Source organism: Pseudomonas sp. W17 (assembly GCF_040268305.1).
In the GTDB taxonomy this organism is placed as follows: Bacteria; Pseudomonadota; Gammaproteobacteria; order Pseudomonadales; family Pseudomonadaceae; genus Aquipseudomonas; species Aquipseudomonas protegens.
This window is the reverse complement of the sequence record NZ_CP158490.1, coordinates 4,663,619-4,686,941: the sequence shown is the minus strand read 5'-3', so window position 1 is coordinate 4,686,941 and position 23,323 is coordinate 4,663,619. Positions and strand designations below refer to the sequence as shown.

The window sequence follows — 23,323 nt, the reverse complement described above, 5'->3', positions numbered from 1 at the left end:
ATTGAGCAGTATCTTGTAGTCAATCACCCGTTGGACGCGCCCTTGGCGCAGGAAAAGACGCGTTTTGAAGAAATCCACCGCAGCACCTAAACCTGTTGTTCCGCTCTGGCGTCAACAATTGCACTACCGGCTCAAGGAAGGTGCGTTGATCGCCATTGGCGCCCTGTGCCTGTTCTTGATGATGGCACTTCTGACCTATGGGAAAGATGATCCGGGCTGGAGTCATAACAGCAAGATTGAAGACGTGCAGAACTTCGGTGGCCCGGCCGGTTCCTACAGCGCCGATATCCTGTTTATGGTGTTGGGTTACTTCGCCTATATCTTCCCGCTGCTGTTGGCGATCAAGACCTACCAGATCTTCCGCCAGCGCCATGAGCCCTGGCAGTGGAGCGGCTGGCTGTTTTCCTGGCGGCTGATCGGCCTGGTGTTCCTGGTGCTGTCGGGCGCCGCGCTGGCCCATATCCATTTCCATGCCGCCACGGGCCTGCCGGCCGGTGCCGGAGGTGCCCTGGGCGAAAGCCTGGGCGACCTGGCCAAAAATGCCCTGAACGTGCAGGGCAGCACCCTGATGTTCATTGCCCTGTTCCTGTTCGGCCTGACGGTGTTCACCGACCTGTCGTGGTTCAAGGTGATGGACGTGACCGGCAAGATCACCCTCGACCTGTTCGAACTGTTCCAGGGCGCCGCCAACCGCTGGTGGGATGCGCGCGTGGAGCGCAAGCAACTGGTGGCGCAACTGCGCGAAGTGGATGCCCGGGTCGATGAAGTCGTGACCCCGAACGTGGCCGACAAGCGCGAGCAGGCCAAGGTCAAGGAGCGCCTTATCGAGCGCGAGCAGGCCCTGAGCAAGCACATGTCCGAGCGCGAAAAGCAGGTGCCGCCAGTGATCACGCCGATCGCCACCAAGGCGCCGGAGCCCAGCAAGCGCGTGCAGAAAGAGAAACAGGTGCCGTTGTTCGTCGACAGCGCGGTGGAAGGCACCTTGCCACCGATCTCGATCCTCGACCCGGCAGAAAAGAAACAGCTGAACTATTCCCCCGAATCCCTGGCGGCAGTCGGCCACCTGCTGGAGATCAAGCTCAAGGAGTTCGGCGTCGAAGTCTCGGTGGATTCGATCCACCCGGGGCCGGTGATTACCCGTTACGAAATCCAGCCGGCGGCGGGGGTGAAAGTCAGCCGGATCGCCAACCTGGCCAAGGACCTGGCGCGTTCCCTAGCCGTGACCAGTGTTCGCGTAGTGGAAGTGATTCCCGGCAAGACCACCGTGGGCATCGAGATTCCCAACGAAGACCGGCAGATCGTGCGCTTCTCCGAAGTGCTCTCGACCCCTGAATACGACAACTTCAAATCCCCGGTCACCCTGGCCCTGGGCCACGATATCGGCGGCAAGCCGATCATCACTGACCTTGCGAAAATGCCTCACCTGCTGGTGGCTGGTACCACCGGTTCCGGTAAGTCGGTGGGGGTCAACGCGATGATCCTGTCGATCCTGTTCAAGTCCGGCCCGGAAGACGCCAAGCTGATCATGATCGACCCGAAGATGCTCGAACTGTCGATCTACGAGGGCATTCCGCATCTGCTGTGCCCGGTGGTGACCGACATGAAGGACGCGGCCAACGCCCTGCGCTGGAGCGTGGCTGAGATGGAGCGGCGCTACAAGCTCATGGCCAAGATGGGCGTGCGCAACCTCTCGGGCTTCAACGCCAAGGTCAAGGAAGCGATTGAAGCCGGTACCCCGCTGGCCGACCCGCTGTACAACCGCGAAAGCATCCACGACGAAGCGCCGCTGCTGACCAAGCTGCCGACCATCGTGGTGGTGGTGGACGAATTCGCCGACATGATGATGATCGTCGGCAAGAAGGTTGAGGAACTGATCGCCCGTATCGCCCAGAAAGCCCGTGCCGCCGGTATCCACCTGATCCTCGCCACCCAGCGCCCATCGGTGGACGTGATCACCGGCCTGATCAAGGCCAACATCCCGACCCGCATGGCGTTCCAGGTGTCGAGCAAGATCGACTCGCGGACCATCATCGACCAGGGCGGTGCCGAACAATTGCTGGGCCACGGTGACATGCTCTATATGCCGCCGGGCACCAGCCTGCCGATCCGCGTCCACGGCGCCTTCGTTTCCGATGATGAAGTGCACCGCGTGGTGGAGGCCTGGAAGCTGCGCGGTGCGCCGGAATACAACGACGACATCCTCAACGGTGTCGAAGAGGCGGGCAGTGGTTTCGAAGGCAGCAGCGGCGGGGGGGACGGCGATGATCCGGAAGCCGACGCGCTCTACGACGAAGCCGTGCAGTTCGTCCTGGAAAGCCGCCGGGCCTCGATCTCGGCGGTACAGCGCAAGCTGAAGATTGGCTACAACCGCGCCGCCCGGATGATCGAAGCCATGGAAATGGCCGGGGTGGTGACGGCGATGAACACCAACGGCTCCCGCGAAGTGCTGGCGCCGGGCCCGACGCGCGACTGATCCTTGTTTCGCTTGCAGCGGCGTGAAATCACGCCGCTCGTATACCCATCCAATTAATGAGGAATTCCATGCGCCTGATTCGCATGTTGCTGCTGCCGGTATTGGCTGTGACCACCTTATCGGCCCACGCCGACCCGAAAGACGTGGCGCGCCTGACCCAGTTGCTGGAAAAGTCCCAGACCCTGACCGCGCGTTTCTCCCAACTGACCCTGGACGGCAGCGGCACCCAGTTGCAGGAAACCGCCGGCGAGATGTCCCTGCAGCGCCCGGGCCTGTTCTACTGGCACACCGATGCGCCACAAGAACAGCTGATGGTCTCCGACGGCCAGAAAGTCTCCCTGTGGGATCCGGACCTGGAGCAGGTGACCATCAAGAAGCTTGACCAGCGCCTGACCCAGACCCCGGCCCTGTTGCTCTCCGGTGACGTGTCGAAGATCAGCGAAAGCTTCGACATCACCTCCAAGGAAGCCGGCGGCGTGATGGATTTCACCCTCAAGCCGAAAACCCGCGACACGCTGTTCGACAGCCTGCGCCTGTCGTTTCGCAATGGCATGATCAACGACATGCAGTTGATCGACAGCGTTGGCCAGCGCACCAATATCCTGTTCACCGGGGTCAAGGCCAACGAAGCCATCCCGGCGTCCAAGTTCAAGTTCGACATCCCCAAGGGTGCCGATGTGATCCAAGAGTAAGCAGCCGCAACCGCGAGGTTTCGAAGGTAGTCCATGGACCTGTTTCGTAGTGCCCCGATTGCCCAGCCACTGGCCGCACGCCTGCGTGCGACCAACCTGGACGAGTACGTTGGCCAGCAGCACCTGTTGGCCCGGGGCAAGCCGCTGCGCGAGGCCCTGGAGCAGGGCGCACTGCATTCGATGATCTTCTGGGGCCCGCCCGGGGTCGGCAAGACCACCCTGGCGCGGCTGTTGGCGGAAGTCTCGGACGCCCACTTCGAAACCGTCTCGGCGGTGCTGGCCGGGGTCAAGGAGATCCGCCAGGCGGTGGAAATCGCCAAGCAGCAGGCCGGGCAATACGGTCGGCGAACCATTCTGTTCGTCGATGAAGTGCATCGCTTCAACAAGTCCCAGCAGGATGCTTTCCTGCCCTACGTGGAAGACGGCACGCTGATCTTTATCGGTGCCACCACGGAAAACCCGTCCTTCGAGCTCAACAACGCCTTGCTCTCCCGAGCGCGAGTCTATGTGCTCAAGAGCCTGGATGAAGCGGCCCTGGGCACCCTGGTACAGCGCGCCCTGACCGAGGAGCGGGGGCTGGGCAAGCGCCAGCTGAGCCTCAGCGATGAAGGCTTCCAGATGCTGCTGTCGGCCGCCGATGGCGATGGCCGGCGCATGCTCAACCTGCTGGAAAACGCCTCGGACCTGGCGGAAGACGGTGGCGAGATCAGTGTCGATCTGCTGCAAAGCCTGCTGGGCGATACCCGCCGGCGTTTCGACAAGGGTGGCGAAGCCTTCTACGACCAGATTTCCGCGTTGCACAAATCGGTGCGCGGCTCCAATCCCGACGGCGCCCTGTACTGGTTCGCGCGCATGCTCGACGGCGGCTGCGACCCGTTGTACCTGGCCCGGCGCGTGGTGCGCATGGCCAGCGAAGACATCGGCAACGCCGACCCGCGGGCCCTGAGCCTGTGCCTGGCGGCCTGGGATGTGCAGGAGCGCCTGGGCAGCCCCGAAGGCGAGCTGGCAGTGGCCCAGGCCATCACCTACCTGGCCTGTGCGCCGAAGAGCAACGCCGTGTACATGGGTTTCAAGGCCGCCATGCGCGCTGCTGCCGAGCACGGCTCGCTGGAAGTGCCGATCCACCTGCGCAATGCCCCGACCAAGCTGATGAAGCAACTGGGCTATGGCGACGAATACCGCTACGCCCATGACGAGCCGGATGCCTACGCCGCCGGTGAAGACTATTTCCCCGAAGAACTCGAACCCTTGCCGCTCTATCAACCGGTGCCCCGTGGCCTGGAACTGAAGATCGGCGAGAAGCTCAAGCACCTGGCCGCCCTGGACCGGGCCAGCCCCTTGCAGCGGAGAAAACCTTGATCCCCCTGATCCTCGCAGTCTCCGCCGGCGGTGTGGCTGGCACCCTGTTGCGCTTTGCCACCGGCAACTGGATCAACGCCAATTGGCCGCGGCACTTCTATACCGCGACGCTGGCCGTTAATATCGTGGGCTGCCTGCTGATCGGCGTGTTGTACGGGCTGTTCCTGGTCCGTCCGGAAGTGCCGATCGAAGTGCGTGCCGGATTGATAGTGGGCTTCCTCGGTGGCCTGACGACTTTTTCATCCTTTTCACTGGATACCGTGCGTCTGCTGGAAAGCGGACAAGTGGCGCTGGCCCTGGGCTACGCGGCACTGAGTGTATTCGGCGGGCTGCTTGCTACCTGGGCCGGCCTGTCCTTGACCAAACTTTGATAAACGAGAGAACGACATGCTCGATTCCAAACTGTTACGTAGCAACCTTCAGGACGTAGCGGATCGTCTGGCATCCCGCGGCTTTGCCCTGGATGTGGCACGCATCGAAGCGCTGGAAGAACAGCGCAAGACCGTGCAGACCCGCACCGAGCAACTGCAGGCTGAACGTAACGCGCGCTCCAAGTCCATCGGCCAGGCCAAGCAACGCGGCGAAGACATCGCCCCGCTGATGGCCGACGTTGAGCGCATGGGGAACGAGCTGAGCTCCGGCAAGGCGGAGCTGGAAAACATCCAGAGCGAACTGGATTCGATCCTGTTCGGCATTCCCAACCTGCCCCACGAGTCGGTGCCGGTGGGCGAAGACGAAGACGGCAACGTCGAAGTGCGCCGCTGGGGCACTCCGACCGCCTTCGATTTCCCGATCAAGGACCACGTGGCCCTGGGCGAAACCCACGGCTGGCTGGACTTTGAAACCGCCGCCAAGCTGTCCGGCGCGCGTTTTGCCCTGTTGCGCGGCCCGATCGCCCGTCTGCACCGCGCCCTGGCGCAGTTCATGATCAACCTGCACACCGGTGAGCACGGCTACGAAGAGGCCTACACCCCGTACCTGGTGCAGGCTCCGGCGCTGGTGGGCACCAGCCAGTTGCCGAAGTTCGAGGAAGACCTGTTCAAGATCACTCGCGAAGGCGAAGCCGATCTGTACCTGATCCCGACCGCCGAAGTGTCCCTGACCAACATCGTCGCTGGCGAGATTCTCGACGCCAAGCAACTGCCGCTGAAGTTCGTCGCCCACACGCCGTGCTTTCGCAGTGAGGCCGGTGCTTCGGGTCGCGATACCCGCGGCATGATCCGTCAGCACCAGTTCGACAAGGTCGAAATGGTCCAAGTGGTCGAGCCGTCGACCTCCATGGAAGCCCTGGAAGGCCTGACCGCCAACGCTGAAAAAGTCCTGCAACTGCTGCAACTGCCGTACCGCGTACTGGCCCTGTGCACCGGCGACATGGGCTTCAGCGCGGTCAAGACCTACGACCTGGAAGTCTGGGTGCCGAGCCAAGACAAGTACCGCGAGATCTCCTCGTGCTCCAACTGTGGCGACTTCCAGGCCCGCCGCATGCAGGCGCGCTTCCGTAACCCGGAAACCGGCAAGCCTGAGCTGGTGCACACCCTCAACGGTTCCGGCCTGGCCGTGGGCCGCACCCTGGTGGCGGTGCTGGAGAACTACCAGCAGGCCGACGGTTCGATCCGTGTGCCGGATGTGCTGAAGCCGTACATGGGTGGCCTTGAGGTCATCGGCTAAATGGAATATCTGCCGCTGTTTCACAACCTTCGCGGCAGTCGTGTGTTGGTGGTCGGCGGAGGGGAGATTGCCTTGCGCAAATCCCGTCTGCTGGCCGATGCCGGTGCGCAGCTGCGAGTGGTCGCACCTGAAATAGAAGCGCAATTGCAGGAACTGATCGTCGCCAGCGGCGGTGAGTCCCTGTCGCGCGGGTATGTCGAGGCGGACCTCGACGGCTGCACCCTGATCATCGCCGCCACCGATGACGAATCCCTGAATGCCCAGGTCTCCGCCGATGCCCATCGGCGTTGCGTGCCGGTCAATGTGGTGGACGCGCCGGCCCTGTGCAGCGTGATCTTCCCGGCCATCGTCGACCGTTCACCGCTGGTCATCGCGGTTTCCAGTGGCGGCGATGCGCCGGTGCTGGCGCGGTTGATCCGGGCCAAGCTGGAAACCTGGATTCCTTCCACCTACGGCCAACTGGCCGGGCTGGCGGCGCGTTTCCGCGCCCAGGTCAAAGGCCTGTTTCCGGATGTGCAGCAGCGCCGGGCGTTCTGGGAGGATGTATTCCAGGGCCCCATCGCCGATCGCCAGCTGGCGGGGCAGGGGGCGGAAGCCGAACGTCTGTTGCAGGCCAAGATTGCGGGCAAGGCGCCTCATGCGCCGGGCGAGGTGTATCTGGTGGGGGCAGGCCCGGGTGATCCGGACCTGCTGACCTTCCGCGCCCTGCGCTTGATGCAACAGGCCGACGTGGTGCTCTACGACCGTCTGGTGGCGCCGGCGATTCTCGAACTGTGCCGCCGCGACGCCGAACGCATCTATGTCGGCAAGCGTCGCGCCGATCACGCCGTGCCCCAGGAACAGATCAACCAGCAACTGGTGACCCTGGCCCAGCAAGGCAAGCGGGTGGTGCGCCTGAAGGGCGGTGATCCGTTCATCTTTGGTCGGGGCGGCGAAGAGATCGAAGAACTGGCGGCCCACGGCATTCCGTTCCAGGTGGTGCCGGGGATTACCGCGGCCAGTGGTTGCTCGGCCTATGCCGGGATTCCCCTGACTCACCGCGACTACGCCCAGTCAGTGCGCTTCGTCACCGGTCACCTCAAGGACGGCACCAGCAACCTGCCCTGGAGCGACTTGGTGGCGCCGGCCCAGACCCTGGTGTTCTACATGGGCCTGGTGGGCTTGCCGACCATCTGCGAGCAACTGATCAAGCACGGTCGCGGCGCCGACACCCCGGCGGCCCTGGTTCAGCAGGGCACCACCAGCAACCAGCGGGTCTTCACCGGCACCCTGGGCAACCTGCCTGCGCTGGTGGCCGAGCATGAGGTGCACGCACCGACCCTGGTGATCGTCGGCGAAGTGGTCCAGCTACGCGAGAAGCTGGCCTGGTTCGAAGGCGCTCAGTCCGAGGTCTGAAAAGCTTCGCCGGCAAGCCGGCTCCTACACATCCCGCTGTTGTAGGAGCCGGCTTGCCGGCGAAAGCGTCCTCAACCCCTGCACCAAACCCCTTGCCCACTCAACCGCTGCCGATCATGGCCGCGGCTGAAGTCCTGTAACGGCCCCTTCGGCACAATCCCCGTCGGATTGATGGTGGTGTGGCTGGCGTAGTAGTGCCCCTTGATGTGGGTAAAGTCCACGGTCTGGGCAATCCCCGGCCACTGGTACAGCTCCCGCAGCCAGTTCGACAGGTTCGGGTAATCGGCAATCCGCCGCAGGTTGCACTTGAAGTGGCTGTAGTACACCGCGTCGAAGCGGATCAGGGTGGTGAACAGCCGCACATCGGCTTCAGTCAGGTACTCGCCGACCAAGTAGCGCTGTTTACCCAGCAACGCTTCCAAAGCGTCCAGCTCGGCAAAGACATCATCGAACGCCGACTCATAGGCCTTTTGTGACGTGGCAAACCCGGCGCGATACACGCCATTGTTCAGCGCGGGGTAGATGCGTGCGTTGAGTTCATCTATGCGTGCGCGCAACGGCTGCGGGTAGAAGTCCAGGGCGTTGCCGGTCAGGCCGTCAAAGGCGCTGTTGAACATGCGGATGATCTCCGCCGATTCGTTGCTGACGATGCATTGGCGTTGTTTGTCCCACAGCACCGGTACGGTAACGCGGCCGGTGTAGTCCGCAGTGTCGGCGGTGTAGCGCTGGTGCATGAAGTCGAAGGGGTCCAGGGGGTCGCCGCTGGAGCCGTAGGCGGTGTCGAAGGTCCAGCCGTTCTCGCGCATCAGCCAGCTGACCACCGAGACGTCGATCAACTGTTCCAGGCCCTTGAGCTTGCGCAGGATCAGCGTGCGGTGGGCCCAGGGGCAGGCCAGGGATACATAGAGGTGGTAGCGCCCGGCCTCGGCGGCAAAGCCGCCTTCACCGCTGGGCCCGGGGCGGCCATCGGCAGTGACCCAGTTGCGACGTTGCGCCTGTTCCCGTTGGAAAGCGCCGTCCTTGCCGCTTTCGTACCACTGGTCATGCCAGCGCCCTTCGATCAGCAGACCCATGAAATGCTCCTCGGCTGTTTTGCGTTGGAGTGCAGTCTATGCCCCTGGGTTCGAACAAAAAGCGCAAAGCATGGGCGGTTTTGATCGATTAAATCGATCTGTCTCGGGCATCCCAATACTGCTGGGCCAGCGCGAAGGCCTGCTCCCGCGGCGTGCCCAAGCCGCGCAAGGCCAGGGCCATGGTCGCCAGCAGGGCCAGTTGCGGGTAGCTGTCTTCTACATCGCCGCGCCACAGCGCCTTGAGGTGCTCGGGTTCCAGGCTGGCCGGTTTCACATGGCGTTGCGCCGACAGTGCCGGCCATTCCTCGTCCCAACTGACGCCGCCCGTGCTGCCGTACAGATGGCTGGTGGTGTCCGGGTTGATCTCGATCTCGCCGCCGTCACCCTTGATCACGATGACGTTGTCCCCCAACAGGCCGCTGGCATCGCGGTGCACCGCCTGATAGCCGGGGTGGAAGATGCTCTGCAGGCCGCAACGGGCGCCCAGGGGATTGAGAATGCGCGCCAGGGAATGGATCGGTGAGCGCAGGCCGAGGATGTTGCGCAAGTCGATCATCCGTTGCAGCTGTGGCGCCCAGTCGCCTAGCGGCATGAAGGCCAGGTTGCCCTGGTCCAGTGCCTTGCCGACCGATGACCAGTCACGGCACAGGGGAATCCCCAGGGGCTCCAGCAATTGTTCGGTATACAGGCGCCCGGCGGTGTGGGCGCCGCCGCCGTGCAGCAGGATGCGCACGCCGTTCTGTGCCAGACACTTGGCCGCCAGCAGGTACCAGGGCAGGTGGCGCTTCTTGCCGGCGTAGGTCGGCCAGTCGAGGTCCAGGGCAATCGCCGGAGCGTTCAGGCGTTCGCGCAAGGCTTCGGTGAAGCCCGCCAGCTCTTGCGGGCTTTCTTCCTTGTGCCGCAGCAGCATGAGGAAGGCGCCCAGTTGGGTGTCCTCGACCTTGCCGTCCAGCAGCATGCCCATGGCTTCCCGGGCTTCCTCGCGAGTCAGGTTGCGCGCGCCGCGCTTGCCCTTGCCGAGAATCCGCACGAATTGGGCGAAAGGGTGTTCTTCCGGGGTTTGGGTGAGCAGGGGGGCGAAATCGTTCATAGGCAGTTGGTCGGCTTGGGCAGGCCCGCCAGCTTGGCGGCAAGTTTGGCGGGAGTGCCTTTGAACAGTCGGTTCAGGTGCAGGCTGTTGCCCTTGTCCGGGCCCAGCTTGAGGGCGGTGTACTTGATCAGCGGGCGGGTGGCCGGGGACAGCTGGAATTCCCTGTAGAAGCCCTGGAGCAGTTCGAGGATTTCCCAGTGTTCCGCGCTCAGCTCAAGCTCTTCGTTGGCGGCCAGCGCTTGCGCCACGTCGGCGGACCAGTCGTCGAGGTTGACCAGGTAGCCGTCCTTGTCCAGTTCGATGGCGCGAACGCCCACGGTCAAGGTATTCATAGCCAGGTGTTGACCTTGTCATGCTGAAGGGACAGCTCGACGAAGCCCGGGTAGTCCACCGCGCGGGCCCAGGCCGGCAGGGGCAGGCCGCGGGCATTCAGGTCTTCTTCCAGCACGTACAGATTCAAGCCGCTACGGGTGCTCAGTTCGCTGCAAATGGCGCTGCCCGGTTGCAGGGCATAGGCGGCGTCGCCGCACAGCAGCAGGCCGTCGGCGCTGCCCAGCAGGCGCAGGCAACTGCTCAGGCGGGTGTCGGTGAAGGGCGAGTGGGACAACACATGCAAGGTCGACATCAGAGGGTAATCACCTGGTCAAAACGGTCGATGATCCCGGCCAGTTCCGGGGCGTCCAGCAGCTGTACATCGTCAAGACTCAAGCTCGCCGGGTCGAGGCCGCGGGCAGCGAGGCTGGCGCTGCAGGCAAACAGTTCGTCGACGCCGAACAGCGACAGCGCCTGCAGGTTGGCGCTCAGGTCTTTCTGGCGCAGCAGCGAGGCCTGTTGCCCGGGCGCCAGTTGCAGCACGCCATCATCGAGAAACAGCAGGCCGATGGGCAGGTCGAAGGCGCCGCCGGCCAGGACGATATCCAGCGCTTCCCGGGCGCCGGGGCCGGACCACGGCGCCTGACGGCTGATCAACAACAGGGATTTGGCCATGTCACGCCCCTCCAAAACAGATCAGGCGGTCGGCGGCCTGTGCCGCGTCATGCAATTGCCCGAGCCCCGAGAGCTCCCAGGGGGCTTCGACGCTCACCGACGTGCGCTGATAGCGCTGGGCTTCGTCAGCATTCAACACACCTCGGCGCAGGGCTGCGGCGATGCACACCACGCCGTCCAGTTGATGTTGGCCGACAAACTCGCGCCATTCCCGAGGCAGGTCCTGTTCGTCCTGGGGCGTGACGATGCTGTTGGCGGCGTTGTAGACGCCGTCCTGGTAGAAAAACAGCCGGACAATCTCATGCCCGCCCGCCAGCGCCGCCTGGGCGAACAGCAGGGCGCGGCGCGAGGAAGGCGCGTGGGCGGCAGAGAACAGGGCGATGGCGAACTTCATGACGGACTCGATGGATAAAACTGCGGCCATGATAAAGCTTTCTCCGAACATCGGCTAAACCCGTTTCGCCCCTGGGGCTCTGGTTCCAGGCATGCAGGACATATCGGGTAAAGCTTTGCCCGGCCCCAAACCGCGAAGCGAGGGATAGACTCGCGCCTTCATTTAACCGGGGACAAGGAGCAAGGGATAATGGATCTGAATTCGGCGGTGGTAGTGGTCACGGGGGCCGGAAGGGGCTTGGGAGCCGCGCTGGCCATCAGCCTGGCAGACCAGGGCTGCAAGCTGATTCTCTGTGGGCGCAACCCCGAGGCCCTGGCGCAGGTCAGCGCGGCCATCGAGTCGCGTACCGGCAGCCCCGCCGATCAGGTGGTGGTGGACCTGGCCAGCAGCGACAGCGTCAAGGCCGCCCTGGCTGAGATCCACGTCCGCCACCCGCAAGTGGACATCCTGATCAACAACGGCGCCATGTGGCTGGAGGCCAGCGAGCAGCCCCACAGCGCCGCTGAAGTCACCGGGGTGATCGACGCCGCACTGAGCGGCACCTTCCTCCTGACCCAGGGCCTGCTGCCGGTGCTCAAGGCTTCCAAGCGCCCGGACATCGTCACCATCGGCTCCATCAGCGGCTTGCCCAATGCTCCGCTGCATAGCGTGTCGCTGCCGTTCTACGCGGCCAAGCACGGGCAACTGGCCCTGGCCGATGGCTTGCGGCAAATGCTCCGGGGCACGCCGGTGCGCTCGCTGTGCGTGCACCCGCCGTACCTGGAAGATGTCTCGCCGCTGGATGAGGCCTGGCAGCAGATTCCGGCGCGGCAGAAGGGCGAGCAGGGCACCAACCGTGATGTGGTGGAGGCCGTGATCTTCGCCCTGACCCGGCCGCGGCATATCAGCCTGTCGTCGATCGTGATCGATACCGACAGCGGCGGCCTGTTCAGCTGATAGCCATGCTCAATGTCAGCGGTTCTTGTAGCCCAGTTGCCAGCGGCGGGGGATCTTCAATGACGCCACACCCAGCAGCACGGCAAACAACCCGCTGACATACAGTGCCTTGAGCCCCAGGTGCTGTTCCAGCAAGGCCCCCAGCACCGCCCCGGCGAACATGCCGCTCCAGGGCACCATTTGCACCCGCCAGCCGTTGCGTCGGTCGCCGAGCATCCAGCGCCCCAGGCCGCGGCCAAAGCGTGAGAGGGCGCCGGTGACGTAGGTCAGGCCGATGGGCAGGCCGTTCACTTCCTCCACCGCGGCGTTGAGCATGCCCATGGCAATGATGGCCGCCAGCAGGGCCGGCAGTTGCTGCTCGAAAGGCCAGGCAGCAGAGGCGCAGAGCAACGCGCCGATGCTCAGCAGCAAGGGCAGGGCACGGTGCCCGGCCAGGCGGCTGACTACCACGCCCAGGGCGTTACCGACGATAAAGGTCGCCACCAGGAGCAGCAGGCGCAGTACCAGGCCCGGTTCGCCATCGCTGATGGCCACGGCCATGCGGGTGGTGTTGCCGCTCATGAAGGAAACGAAATCCCCGGTGGCCATGAAGCCGATGGCGTCGGTCATCCCCGCCAGCACCGAAAGGCAGGCCACCAGCCCGAGGCCGACCCGTCCGCGCCATTTCTGCGTGTGCTGCAGGGCTGCGCTGGCCGATTGCGTGGAAGTCGAAGGCAACATCGTCGGTTCTCCTGAACAGGGACTGCTAGAGGCGCGTGCGGGTCAAGGCCGAGGGGCAAGGTGGTGCAGGGTGCAGTATTCGTCCCACGGCATGCCGGCCATCTCCGCCACTTCCCGGTGCACTTCAAGGCGCTGGGCGTGGAATTCCTCGGGGCTGGCAGCGGTCAGTTGCAGGCTCAGTTCCCAGGCGAACAGCCCCAGGCGTTCGGCTTCGGCCTCGAAGGCTTCATGCAGGCGTTCTGCGCGGTACTGCGCCGGGGTTTCGCCCCGGGCCCGGGCTTCCAGGGGGTTGAGGTTGTCCAGCTGTTCGCGCAGCTCGGGGCGCTGTTCGAGAAACGTGACCAAGGCCTGTTCATGCGGGTGTTGATCGATTGCCATGAAGACTCCCGGAAAAAGCGCCACGCCAGGGCGCAAGACTGAATGGGTTACGCCGGATGCTCAAGGCAGGTTCGGCTGAGCGGCCATCAAGCCACGCAGCCGCGCCAGATCCTTGCGCGGGATGACATAGGTGCGCGCCAGCCGGTCGCCGATGCGCTGGCCGCGGCTGGATTCGCAGCAGATCAGCAGGGTTACCGGGCTGATGGCCGCTTCGAAGGGGCGGGTCGCCGAGCGGATCAATACCTGCAACAGCGAGGGGGGCTGGCCGATGCCATTGATCACTTGCAGGCCGCAAAGAGCCTTGCCGGCGGTGTAGCCACGCCACAGGTATTCGTTGAGGGGAAAATACAGGCACCAGGTGGCCAGCAGGCACCAGGTGGAGAATTGCTCCATATCCGGGTATTGGAGGCGTTCGGCCAGTCGGCACAGGACAAACCACAGCAGCAGTACCAGCAGGCCGTCGACCAGATAAGCCAGAATGCGCCGGATGATCAGGCCGGCTCTCGATACTTCCATGCACTGCCCCAAAGACTACGCCCTGTATTGAGCGCCCTATTGTAAGGCCTAAAACCCCCGCGGGGGCGAGGCTTCACAGGGATGTGAAAAAAACGTGAAAAATAATTAGAACCTTTTGCTTTCGACTTCCCTCGAAAAGGCTCCTGCAGCATTTGCCTTATTCAAACAGGGAGATCTACACACGATGTCAAAGGTATTCGCAACCCTTCTGGCCAGCACCTCTGCAGCCACCTTGCTGGCCCTTTCCAGCAGCGCCATGGCCGCCCCGGCCACCGGGCCGATTTCCACCCTGGGTATCCTCGGTAGCTACAACGACTTCAAGCTCGAAGGCGGTAGTGAAAGCGACAAGGAGCACCTGGGTGAAGGGGGTGTGTTCTACAACTTCGGCAACAAGATGACCGCCGAATCGGGCCTGATCTACCAGGCCGGGGTCGAGGCCAAGTTCGGCAAGAAGCACGACAACAAACTCAAGGAAGGCCAGGCCGACCTCGACCTGGGCTGGCGCGCCGCCCTGGATGCACGCAACTTTGTCGATGTGCTGGTGGGGGGGGGCTACACCTGGACCCGCTACGAGCCGGACACCGGCGACTACGACATGAAGCTCACCAACAAGTCGCCCTTCGCCAAGGCTGCCCTGGGCTACAACCACCAGTTCGACGACCTGACCATGCGCGTCGAGCTGGGTGCGCGCCACACCATCAACGGCAAGGCGCGGCTCAAGGTGGATGACGTCGGCAGCGACACCGTGGACCTCAAAGACCGCACCAACCCCTACGCCGAGGTGAATTTCTTGATGAACCAGAACGGCTCGCTGCCGGTCATGGCCGGGGTCTATTACACCCGCACCGAATACAAGCTGGACGAAGATACGCCGGTGGCTGACAACACCAAGCTCAAGCGTAACGAGTATGGCTTCAAGGTGGGCCTGACCTTCTAAGGGCAGCCGCCCGTTCCAAGCTGCAAGAGAGCCGCCGGTGCCCGTCTTTCGATGGGGCCGGCGGTTGTGCTTTCAGCTGACAATGGGGTGTTCGCGGCCGATCTCGCTGCGCAACTGGGCGATCAGGTGCAGGCAGTGGGTGAGGCCCGGCGAGGGCTCGCCGATGCGGCGGCTGAGGATGATCGGCGAGGTGGCCTCGGCCTCCAGTAGCGGGCAGAAGCCGATGTCGTCACGGTGCAGCACCTGCACCGAGGCCGGTACCAGGGTAATGCCGATGCCGGCGCCCACCAGGCCGATGGCGGTCTGCAGTTCGTTGGTCCACTGGGCGATCTTCAGGTTCAGGCCGCGGGCGTTGAACAGCGCGATCACATGGTCGGCGTAGCTCGGGCGCGGGTTGGCCGGGTACAGCACGAAAGGCTCGTCCGCCAGTTGCGCCAGGCTCACCGGTTGCCCCAGCAGCGGGTGGCCGGCGGGCAGGGCGACCACCAGGCGGTCTTCGGTCAGCACCTTCTGCACGATGGCCGGATCGTCGATGTGGATACGCCCGAAGCCGATGTCGATGCGCCCGGCCTTCAAGGCTTCCACCTGTTGCAGAGTGGTCATTTCCGACAGCCCCAGTTCCAGCTCCAGGGTCTCGTTGCTGCGCAGGCGGCGGATCAGTTGCGGCAGCACACCGTACAGGGTCGAGGGGGCAAAGCCGATGCCCAGCCAGGTCTTGTGCCCCAGGCCGATGCGCCGGGTGTTGTCGCAGACCTTGCCCAACTGCTCCAGCACCCGGTTGGAGTGCTCATAGAAAAACCGCCCGGCGGCGGTCAGGCGCAGCGGTCGGCCACGCTCCAGCAGCAGCACCCCCAACTCGTCTTCCAGTTGCTGGATCTGCCGGCTCAACGGCGGCTGGGCGATGTGCAGGCGCTCGGCGGCACGGGTGAAATTGAGGGTTTCCCCCAGCACCTGGAAATAGCGCAGATGACGCAGTTCCATGACAGCTCCCCAGTGATGAAGTACATACCTTAAAGGTATCAAGCCAGACCAATTCTATATTGGAACCCCGGAAAAAGCCGGGACAGAATCGCTGGCAGAACTTCAAGAACCTGATGGGTATGGAAATGCACGCTTCTGCCATTGAATCGATCGAGACGATCATCGTCGATCTGCCGACCATCCGCCCCCACAAGCTGGCCATGCACACCATGCAGAACCAGACCCTGGTGCTGATCCGCCTGCGCTGCGCCGATGGCATCGAAGGCCTGGGCGAATCCACCACCATCGGTGGCCTGGCCTATGGCAATGAAAGCCCGGACAGCATCAAGACCAATATCGACCGTTTCGTCGCGCCGCTGCTGATCGGCCAGGACGCCAGCAACATCAACGCCGCCATGCTGCGCCTGGAGCAGAGCATCCGCGGCAACACCTTCGCCAAATCCGGTATCGAAAGCGCCTTGCTCGACGCCCAGGGCAAGCGCCTCGGGCTGCCGGTCAGCGAACTGCTGGGCGGCCGGGTGCGCGATGCCCTGCCAGTGGCCTGGACCCTGGCCAGCGGCGACACCGCCAAGGACATCGCCGAAGCGCAGAAGATGCTCGACCTGCGCCGCCACCGCATCTTCAAGCTGAAGATCGGCGCCGGTGAAGTGGACCGTGACCTGGCCCACGTGATCGCCATCAAGAAGGCCCTGGGCGACAGCGCCAGCGTGCGGGTTGATGTCAACCAGGCCTGGGACGAAGCCGTGGCCCTGCGCGCCTGCCGCATCCTCGGCGGCAATGGCATCGACCTGATCGAACAACCGATTTCGCGCAACAACCGCGCCGGCATGGTGCGCCTGAATGCCAGCAGCCCGGCGCCGATCATGGCCGACGAATCCATAGAGTGCGTGGAAGACGCCTTCAACCTGGCCCGGGAAGGGGCGGCCTCGGTGTTCGCCCTGAAGATCGCCAAGAACGGCGGTCCTCGCGCCACCCTGCGCACCGCGGCGATTGCCGAGGCGGCGGGCATCGGCCTGTACGGCGGCACCATGCTCGAAGGTGGCATCGGCACCCTGGCCTCGGCCCACGCCTTCCTGACCCTGAACAAACTGAGCTGGGACACCGAGCTGTTCGGCCCGCTGCTGCTGACCGAGGACATCCTCGCCGAGCCGCCGCTGTATCGGGATTTCCAGCTGCATGTCTCAAAGGCACCGGGCCTTGGCCTGAGCCTGGACGAAGAACGCCTGGCGTTCTTCCGTCGCGACAAAACCACCCCCGTGCTGCACCACACCTGAGGAGGGCTGCATGCTATTCCACGTGAAAATGACCGTGAACCTGCCGGTCGACATGAACCCCGAGCGCGCCGCGCAACTGAAAGCCGACGAGAAAGCCCTGGCCCAACGCCTGCAGGCCGAAGGCAAGTGGCGCCACTTGTGGCGCATCGCCGGGCTGTACGCCAACTACAGCGTGTTCGACGTCGACAGCGTGCAGGAATTGCACGACACCCTGATGCAATTGCCGCTGTACCCCTACATGGCCATCGAAGTTGATGCCATGTGCAGGCATCCTTCGTCCATTCATGAGGATGACCGCTGAGCCCGTGCCAGCCCGTTCACCACTCTAATAAGTACAAGATGAGGATTAATCATGAACGTCAGAATTTCCCACACTGCCAGCGCCCAGCAGTTTCTTGAAGAAGCCAGCGGCCAGTTCACCGAGGGCGGCAACCCCCGGGCCAAGGCCATCATCTACCGCATCCTGCGGGATTCGGTGAACATCATCGAAGACCTGGAGATCACCCCGGAAGAGTTCTGGAAGGCCGTCAACTACCTCAACGTTCTCGGCGCCCGCCAGGAAGCCGGGCTACTGGCCGCGGGCCTGGGCCTGGAGCATTACCTGGACCTGCTGATGGACGCCGCCGACGAACAGGTGGGCAAAACCGGCGGCACCCCGCGCACCATCGAAGGCCCGCTGTACGTGGCCGGTGCACCGCTGAGCCAGGGCGAAGCGCGCCTGGACGACGGCGTCGACCCGGGGGTGGTGCTGTTCATGCAGGGGCAGGTCCGCAACACCGCCGGCGAGCCACTGGCCGGGGCCATCGTCGATGTCTGGCACGCCAACACCGGCGGCACCTATTCCTACTTCGACGGCAGCCAGTCGGAGTTCAACCTGCGCCGGCGCATCGTCACCGACGCCCAGGGCCGCTACCGCTTTCGCAGCATCGTGCCGTCCGGCTACGGTTGCCCGCCGGATGGTCCGACCCAGCAACTGCTGGACCAACTGGGCCGCCATGGCCAGCGCCCGGCGCACATCCACTTCTTCATCTCGGCCGATGACCATCGCCACCTGACCACCCAGATCAACCTGGATGGCGACCAGTACCTGCACGACGACTTTGCCTACGCCACTCGCGACGAGCTGATCGCCCAGATCACCTTCAGCGAAGACCAGGCTCGGGCCAAGGCCCTGGGGGTCAGCGGGCGCTTTGCCGAGATCGAGTTCGACTTCACCTTGCTGTCTTCGGCCCAGCCGCAAGAGCAGCAGCGCCACGAGCGGGTGCGTGCCCTGGAGGACTGAAACGCCGGCCCTGCTTGACCCGGCCACGGAGCACCGACCCAGGTGCCCGTGGCTTTTGCCGTTATGCCGGGCCTGACGAGACTGCGTTGCGTGCCTGAAGCGCAGACCCAATAAGAACCATCAGAGTGACCCGATCATGCAAATGCATCTGTTGAGTGAACGCAGCCGCGTGTTTGTTCAAGCCGATCCCTATGCCGTGTCCGGTTACGTCAATCAGCACGTGGGCAGCCACTGCATCCGTCTGCCTCGGGCCGGCCAACCCCAGGCCAGCCTCAACCACCGAGCCCTGGCCAGCCTGGACTTGTGCAGCCTCAGCTACGGCGCCAGCGTGCGCGTCACCTCGCCGGCCCTGGCAAGCATCTACCACCTGCAAGTGCTGCTGCGCGGCCACTGCCGGTGGCGTGGCCCGGGCCAGGAGCACTACTTCGCCCCGGGGGAACTGCTGCTAATCAACCCCGACGACCCGGTGGACCTGACCTATTCCGACGACTGCGAAAAATTCATCATCAAGATTCCCACCCACCTGGTGGAAAACGCCTGCCAGGAACAGCGCTGGCAGTACCCGGGGCAGGGCGTGCGCTTTCTGCGCCAGCGCTACCAACTGCAGGAACTGGAAGGCTTCGTGCCCTTGCTGAGCCTGCTGTGCCAGGAAGCCGAAGCCCTGGAAAGCATGCCCAAGGTCCAGGAGCACTACGCGCACATCCTGGTGGGCAAACTGCTGGGGCTGATGCAGACCAACGTGCAGCGCGGTGCCCTGGGCGCCTCGGCGGCGACCTTCGAACGGATTGCCGACTACATCGAACGCAACCTCAAGCACGACATCGGCTGCGAAGAACTGGCGCAACAGGCGCGCATGAGCCTGCGCTCGCTGTACGCGCTGTTCGAGCGCAACGCCCGCACCACGCCGAAGAACTACATCCGCCAGCAGAAACTGCAACGGGTGCACGCCTGCCTCAGCGACCCGCACAGCCCGGTGCGCAACGTCACCGAACTGGCCCTGGATTTCGGCTTCCTGCACCTTGGGCGTTTTGCCCAAAGCTACCGCCAGCAATACGGCGAACTGCCCTCCGACACCCTCAAGCGTCGGCACTGATCCTCTGGCATCGGCCTCTTGTAGGAGCTGGCTTGCCAGCGAAGAGGCCTGCAGGCTCAGCACCCCATCCAAGGGCCTTTTCGCCGGCAAGCCGGCTCCTACACAGGCCACGTCGGCGCTTTTGCAGAAAACGGATACAGGTCTGCAGGCATTGGCTATTGCCCGTTCCAAGCCCGCCCTAGCATGGCCCTGCCTGAATAAAAACAATGGAGGCGGCGGCCATGTCCCTGCGACCCGAATACCTGCATTCCCTGCTTGAAGAAGACCCCGACCAGGGCGTCTACCGCTGCAAGCGGGAGATGTTCACCGACCCCCGGCTGTTCGACCTGGAGATGCAGCACATCTTCGAAGGCAACTGGCTGTACCTGGCCCACGAAAGCCAGATCCCCAACCCCAACGACTACTACAGCACCACCATGGGCCGGCAGCCGGTGTTCATCGCGCGCAACAAGAACGGCGAGCTCAATGCCTTTATCAACGCCTGCAGCCATCGCGGCGCCATGCTCTGCCGGCACAAGACCGGCAACAAGGCCTCCTTCACCTGCCCGTTCCACGGCTGGACCTTCAACAACACCGGCAAGCTGCTCAAGGTCAAGGACCCGGCCGCCGCCGGCTACCCGGCCAGCTTCAACTGCGAAGGCTCCCACGACCTGACCCGCGTCGCGCGCTTCGAGTCCTACCGTGGCTTCCTGTTCGGCAGCCTCAACCCCGACGTGCTGCCTCTGACCGAGCACCTGGGGGAGTCGGCGAAGATCATCGACATGATCGTCGACCAGTCCGCCGACGGCCTGGAAGTGCTGCGCGGCTCTTCCAGCTATATCTACGAAGGCAACTGGAAGCTCACCGCCGAGAACGGCGCCGACGGCTACCACGTCAGCTCGGTGCACTGGAACTACGCCGCCACCCAGAACCAGCGCAAGCAGCGCGAGGCCGGGGAAGACATCCGCACCATGAGCGCCGGCACCTGGGCCAAGCAGGGCGGCGGTTTCTACTCGTTCGACAAGGGCCACATGCTGCTCTGGACCCGCTGGTCCAACCCCGAAGACCGCCCGCTGTACGAGCGTCGCGATGAGCTGTCCCGGGACTTTGGCCAGGCCCGCGCCGACTGGATGATCGAGAACTCGCGCAACCTGTGCCTGTATCCGAACCTCTACCTGATGGACCAGTTCAGCTCGCAGATCCGCATCGCCCGGCCGATCTCCGTGGACCGCACCGAAATCACCATCTACTGCATCGCGCCCAAGGGCGAGAGCGACGAAGCCCGGGCCCGGCGCATCCGCCAGTACGAAGACTTCTTCAACGTCAGCGGCATGGCCACCCCGGACGACCTGGAGGAATTCCGCTCCTGCCAGCTCGGCTACCAGGGCAGCACCACGGCCTGGAACGACATGTCCCGCGGCGCCGAGCATTGGGTCCAGGGGGCGGACGACGCAGCGAAAGAAATCGACCTGCAACCGATCCTCAGCGGGGTGCGCACCGAGGACGAAGGCCTGTTCGTGATGCAGCACAAGTACTGGCAGCAAACCATGCTCGCGGCCCTGGAGCTTGAAGCCTCTCGCCGGATCGACGTGGAGGCCGTGCAATGACCATTTCCTACGACGCCGTGCGCGATTTCCTGTACCGCGAAGCCCGCTACCTGGACGACAAGGACTGGGACAGCTGGCTGGAGCTCTACGCCCCGGACGCGACCTTCTGGATGCCCTCCTGGGACGACAGCGACCAGTTGACCGAAGACCCGCAGCGGGAAATCTCGCTGATCTGGTACGGCAACCGCAGCGGCCTGGAAGACCGGGTGTTCCGCATCAAGACCGAGCGCTCCAGCGCCAGCATTCCCGACACCCGCACCTCCCACAACCTGAGCAATATCGAGCTGCTGGAGCAGGGCGACGGCCAGTGCAAGCTGCGCTTCAACTGGCACACCCTGAGCTTTCGCTACAAGACCGTGGACAGCTACTTCGGTTGCAGCTTCTACACCCTCGACCTGCGCGGCGAAAACCCGCTGATCCTGGCCAAGAAAGTCATCCTGAAGAACGACTACGTTCGCCAGGTCGTCGATATCTACCACCTCTGAGGCGACTGCCATGAGCCATCAAATCGCACTCAATTTCGAAGACGGCGTCACCCGTTTCGTCAACGCCAACCCGGGCGAAACCGTGGCCGACGCCGCCTACCGCCAGGGCATCAATATTCCCCTGGACTGCCGCGACGGCGCCTGTGGCACCTGCAAGTGCCTGGCCGAAGCCGGGCGCTACGAGCTGGGGGAGGACTACATCGAGGACGCGCTGAGCGCCGATGAGGCCGAGCAGGGCTTTGTCCTCACCTGCCAGATGCGCGCCTTGAGCGACTGCGTGGTGCGGGTGCCGGCCTCGTCCCAGGTCTGTCGCGCCGGGCAGGGTACTTTCCAGGCCAGTATCAGCGCGGTGCACCAGCTGTCTGACAGCACCATTGCCCTGTCGATCAAGGGCGAGGCCCTGAGCCAACTGGCGTTCCTGCCGGGGCAATACGTCAACCTCGGCGTACCCGGCAGTGAGCAGACCCGGGCCTATTCCTTCAGCTCCTTGCAGCGTGATGGCGAGGTCAGTTTCCTGATTCGCAACGTGCCTGGCGGCCTGATGAGCAGCTTCCTCACCCGTCTCGCCAAAGCCGGCGACAGCATGAGCCTGGCCGGGCCCCTGGGCAGCTTCTACCTGCGGGACATCCGCCGACCCTTGCTGTTGCTGGCCGGTGGCACCGGGCTGGCGCCGTTCACCGCGATGCTGGAGAAGATTGCCGAGCAGGGCAGTGAGCACCCGTTGCATTTGATCTACGGCGTGACCAACGACTTCGACCTGGTGGAACTGGAGCGCCTGGAAGACTTTGCCGCGCGCATCCCGCAGTTCAGCTTCAGCGCCTGCGTGGCCAACCCCGAGAGCCAGTACCCGCGCAAGGGCTACGTGACCCAGCACATCGAACCGGCGCACCTCAACCAGGGCGATGTGGATGTCTACCTGTGCGGGCCGCCGCCAATGGTGGAGGCGGTGAGCCAGTTCATCCGCGAACAGGGCATCGCCCCGGCGAACTTCTACTACGAGAAGTTCGCCGCCAGCGCCGCCTGAAGAGCGCCTCGCCGCTGTAGGAGCTGGCTTGCCAGCGAAGGCGTCGACAAGGGCGCTGCAAGGCTCAAGGGCCCCTTCGCCGGCAAGCCGGCTCCTGCGTCGGGTGGCGTTCTCCCCATCTTTTTGCATTCACGAGGTCTGCATGAACCGTTTCCACAACCAAGTCGCCCTGGTCACCGGTGCCGCCCAGGGCATCGGCCGTCGCGTTGCCGAACGCCTGGCCGAAGAGGGCGCCCGCGTGGTGCTGGTGGATCGCTCCGAACTGGTCTTCGAACTGGCCACTGCACTCAGCCCCCGCTACCCGGTGCTGGCCCTGACCGCCGACCTGGAGCAGTACAGCGAATGCAGCCGCATCATGGCCGCCGCCATCGCCCACTTCGGCCGCCTCGACATCCTCATCAACAACGTCGGCGGCACCATCTGGGCCAAGCCTTTCGAGCACTACGAGCCGGCGCAGATCGAAGCCGAAGTGCGCCGCTCATTGTTCCCCACCCTGTGGTGCTGCCACGCCGCCTTGCCGCAGATGCTGGAGCAGGGCCGCGGCGCCATCGTCAACGTCTCGTCCATCGCCACCCGCAGCCTCAACCGCGTGCCCTACGGCGCGGCCAAGGGCGGCGTCAACGCACTGACTGCGTGCCTGGCCTTTGAAACCGCCGGCCGCGGAGTGCGGGTTAACGCCACCGCCCCCGGCGGCACCGAAGCCCCGCCGCGGCGCATTCCGCGCAACAGCGCCGAGCCCAGTACCGAAGAGCAGGCCTGGTACCAGCAGATCGTCGACCAGACCCTGGATAGCAGCCTGATGCACCGCTACGGCAGCGTTGACGAGCAGGCGGCGGCGATCCTGTTCCTGGCCTCCGACGAAGCCTCCTATATCACCGGCACGGTGCTGCCGGTGGGCGGCGGCGATCAGGGCTGAACGAGGGGCGAACTGGACGCCCTTACCGGTGGCTGGCCACGGCGGTGCTTATGCAGCTGGCCAG

Annotated in this window: 26 protein-coding genes; 16 read left to right on the top strand and 10 right to left on the bottom strand. The window is 64.1% G+C overall.

Features of this window, described 5'->3' with window-relative positions:
- The first annotated feature begins 64 nt into the window (after positions 1–64).
- The 6 genes from ABCR88_RS21535 (at position 65) to cysG (ending at position 7,587) form a co-directional block, all read left to right on the top strand.
- A complete protein-coding gene (locus ABCR88_RS21535; RefSeq protein WP_015636285.1) occupies positions 65–2,473 on the top strand; it encodes a DNA translocase FtsK in 2,409 nt (802 codons plus the stop codon).
- A 68-nt stretch (positions 2,474–2,541) separates the two neighbouring features.
- The gene (lolA, locus tag ABCR88_RS21530) at positions 2,542–3,165 is read left to right on the top strand and encodes an outer membrane lipoprotein chaperone LolA (protein WP_011062167.1); all 624 of its coding nucleotides are present in this window, start codon (positions 2,542–2,544) and stop codon (positions 3,163–3,165) included.
- 33 nt (positions 3,166–3,198) lie between these two features.
- Positions 3,199–4,524: a replication-associated recombination protein A gene (locus tag ABCR88_RS21525; protein ID WP_011062166.1), complete on the top strand. Its 1,326-nt coding sequence runs from the start codon at positions 3,199–3,201 to the stop codon at positions 4,522–4,524.
- Positions 4,521–4,895 (top strand): fluoride efflux transporter CrcB, encoded by a 375-nt coding sequence (gene crcB, locus ABCR88_RS21520; protein WP_011062165.1) that lies wholly within the window; start codon positions 4,521–4,523, stop codon positions 4,893–4,895. The genes ABCR88_RS21525 and crcB overlap by 4 nt, the downstream gene beginning before the upstream one ends.
- A 16-nt stretch (positions 4,896–4,911) precedes the next feature.
- Positions 4,912–6,192, top strand: a complete 1,281-nt coding sequence (gene serS, locus ABCR88_RS21515) for a serine--tRNA ligase (RefSeq protein WP_011062164.1) — start codon at positions 4,912–4,914, stop codon at positions 6,190–6,192.
- Entirely contained in the window at positions 6,193–7,587 is a 1,395-nt protein-coding gene (gene cysG, locus ABCR88_RS21510; protein WP_041119046.1) for a siroheme synthase CysG, read from the top strand. It begins immediately after the preceding gene.
- 71 nt (positions 7,588–7,658) lie between these two features.
- Here cysG and ABCR88_RS21505 read toward each other — a convergent pair whose 3' ends face one another.
- The 6 genes from ABCR88_RS21505 to tusD form a co-directional block, all read right to left on the bottom strand.
- Positions 7,659–8,660, bottom strand: a complete 1,002-nt coding sequence (locus ABCR88_RS21505) for a glutathione S-transferase family protein (RefSeq protein WP_350022958.1) — start codon at positions 8,658–8,660, stop codon at positions 7,659–7,661.
- Between the two features lie 88 nt (positions 8,661–8,748).
- Positions 8,749–9,750, bottom strand: a complete 1,002-nt coding sequence (locus ABCR88_RS21500; protein WP_041119042.1) for a glycosyl transferase family protein — start codon at positions 9,748–9,750, stop codon at positions 8,749–8,751.
- Positions 9,747–10,082 (bottom strand): TusE/DsrC/DsvC family sulfur relay protein, encoded by a 336-nt coding sequence (locus ABCR88_RS21495; RefSeq protein WP_015636280.1) that lies wholly within the window; start codon positions 10,080–10,082, stop codon positions 9,747–9,749. Before ABCR88_RS21495 ends, ABCR88_RS21500 begins: the two co-directional genes overlap by 4 nt.
- The gene (gene tusB, locus ABCR88_RS21490) at positions 10,079–10,375 is read right to left on the bottom strand and encodes a sulfurtransferase complex subunit TusB (RefSeq protein ID WP_015636279.1); all 297 of its coding nucleotides are present in this window, start codon (positions 10,373–10,375) and stop codon (positions 10,079–10,081) included. The genes ABCR88_RS21495 and tusB overlap by 4 nt, the downstream gene beginning before the upstream one ends.
- Positions 10,375–10,737: a sulfurtransferase complex subunit TusC gene (gene tusC / locus ABCR88_RS21485; RefSeq protein WP_015636278.1), complete on the bottom strand. Its 363-nt coding sequence runs from the start codon at positions 10,735–10,737 to the stop codon at positions 10,375–10,377. The genes tusB and tusC overlap by 1 nt, the downstream gene beginning before the upstream one ends.
- A 1-nt stretch (position 10,738) precedes the next feature.
- Positions 10,739–11,131 (bottom strand): sulfurtransferase complex subunit TusD, encoded by a 393-nt coding sequence (gene tusD, locus ABCR88_RS21480; RefSeq protein WP_236185249.1) that lies wholly within the window; start codon positions 11,129–11,131, stop codon positions 10,739–10,741.
- A gap of 189 nt (positions 11,132–11,320) precedes the next feature.
- On the opposite strand from tusD, the gene ABCR88_RS21475 reads away from it, so the two are divergent.
- Complete coding sequence (locus ABCR88_RS21475; protein WP_220803054.1) at positions 11,321–12,067, top strand: SDR family oxidoreductase; 747 nt, start codon at positions 11,321–11,323, stop codon at positions 12,065–12,067.
- 15 nt (positions 12,068–12,082) lie between these two features.
- On the opposite strand, the gene ABCR88_RS21470 is transcribed toward ABCR88_RS21475, so the two are convergent.
- Genes ABCR88_RS21470 through ABCR88_RS21460 form a run of 3 tightly spaced genes read right to left on the bottom strand, consistent with a single transcriptional unit; the run spans position 12,083 to position 13,681 of the window.
- Positions 12,083–12,787 (bottom strand): YoaK family protein, encoded by a 705-nt coding sequence (locus tag ABCR88_RS21470; RefSeq protein ID WP_041119036.1) that lies wholly within the window; start codon positions 12,785–12,787, stop codon positions 12,083–12,085.
- Positions 12,788–12,829: 42 nt separating this feature from the next.
- Positions 12,830–13,165, bottom strand: a complete 336-nt coding sequence (locus ABCR88_RS21465; protein ID WP_041119034.1) for a DUF6388 family protein — start codon at positions 13,163–13,165, stop codon at positions 12,830–12,832.
- A gap of 60 nt (positions 13,166–13,225) precedes the next feature.
- Positions 13,226–13,681 carry an RDD family protein gene (locus tag ABCR88_RS21460; protein WP_125062744.1) on the bottom strand — a complete coding sequence of 152 codons (456 nt, stop codon included), beginning with the start codon at positions 13,679–13,681 and terminating at the stop codon, positions 13,226–13,228.
- 184 nt (positions 13,682–13,865) lie between these two features.
- Between ABCR88_RS21460 and ABCR88_RS21455 the strand changes: the two genes are divergently transcribed.
- Positions 13,866–14,618 (top strand): outer membrane beta-barrel protein, encoded by a 753-nt coding sequence (locus ABCR88_RS21455; protein ID WP_011062152.1) that lies wholly within the window; start codon positions 13,866–13,868, stop codon positions 14,616–14,618.
- A gap of 72 nt (positions 14,619–14,690) precedes the next feature.
- Here ABCR88_RS21455 and ABCR88_RS21450 read toward each other — a convergent pair whose 3' ends face one another.
- Positions 14,691–15,599, bottom strand: coding sequence for a LysR family transcriptional regulator (locus ABCR88_RS21450; RefSeq protein WP_350403521.1), 909 nt, complete (start codon positions 15,597–15,599; stop codon positions 14,691–14,693).
- Positions 15,600–15,724: 125 nt separating this feature from the next.
- On the opposite strand from ABCR88_RS21450, the gene ABCR88_RS21445 reads away from it, so the two are divergent.
- From ABCR88_RS21445 to ABCR88_RS21410, 8 genes are all read left to right on the top strand, one after another.
- Positions 15,725–16,873 (top strand): muconate cycloisomerase family protein, encoded by a 1,149-nt coding sequence (locus tag ABCR88_RS21445; RefSeq protein WP_350403520.1) that lies wholly within the window; start codon positions 15,725–15,727, stop codon positions 16,871–16,873.
- A 10-nt stretch (positions 16,874–16,883) separates the two neighbouring features.
- Positions 16,884–17,174: a muconolactone Delta-isomerase gene (catC, locus tag ABCR88_RS21440; protein ID WP_011062149.1), complete on the top strand. Its 291-nt coding sequence runs from the start codon at positions 16,884–16,886 to the stop codon at positions 17,172–17,174.
- 51 nt (positions 17,175–17,225) lie between these two features.
- Positions 17,226–18,155 carry a catechol 1,2-dioxygenase gene (catA, locus tag ABCR88_RS21435; protein WP_350403519.1) on the top strand — a complete coding sequence of 310 codons (930 nt, stop codon included), beginning with the start codon at positions 17,226–17,228 and terminating at the stop codon, positions 18,153–18,155.
- 136 nt (positions 18,156–18,291) lie between these two features.
- Positions 18,292–19,248: an AraC family transcriptional regulator gene (locus tag ABCR88_RS21430; RefSeq protein ID WP_350403518.1), complete on the top strand. Its 957-nt coding sequence runs from the start codon at positions 18,292–18,294 to the stop codon at positions 19,246–19,248.
- 221 nt (positions 19,249–19,469) lie between these two features.
- The gene (benA, locus tag ABCR88_RS21425; RefSeq protein WP_350403517.1) at positions 19,470–20,834 is read left to right on the top strand and encodes a benzoate 1,2-dioxygenase large subunit; all 1,365 of its coding nucleotides are present in this window, start codon (positions 19,470–19,472) and stop codon (positions 20,832–20,834) included.
- Positions 20,831–21,319 (top strand): benzoate 1,2-dioxygenase small subunit, encoded by a 489-nt coding sequence (benB, locus tag ABCR88_RS21420; protein ID WP_011062145.1) that lies wholly within the window; start codon positions 20,831–20,833, stop codon positions 21,317–21,319. Before benA ends, benB begins: the two co-directional genes overlap by 4 nt.
- Positions 21,320–21,329: 10 nt before the next feature.
- Positions 21,330–22,343, top strand: a complete 1,014-nt coding sequence (gene benC / locus ABCR88_RS21415; RefSeq protein WP_350403516.1) for a benzoate 1,2-dioxygenase electron transfer component BenC — start codon at positions 21,330–21,332, stop codon at positions 22,341–22,343.
- Between the two features lie 142 nt (positions 22,344–22,485).
- A complete protein-coding gene (locus tag ABCR88_RS21410) occupies positions 22,486–23,259 on the top strand; it encodes a 1,6-dihydroxycyclohexa-2,4-diene-1-carboxylate dehydrogenase (RefSeq protein ID WP_350403515.1) in 774 nt (257 codons plus the stop codon).
- Positions 23,260–23,323 lie beyond the last annotated feature (64 nt).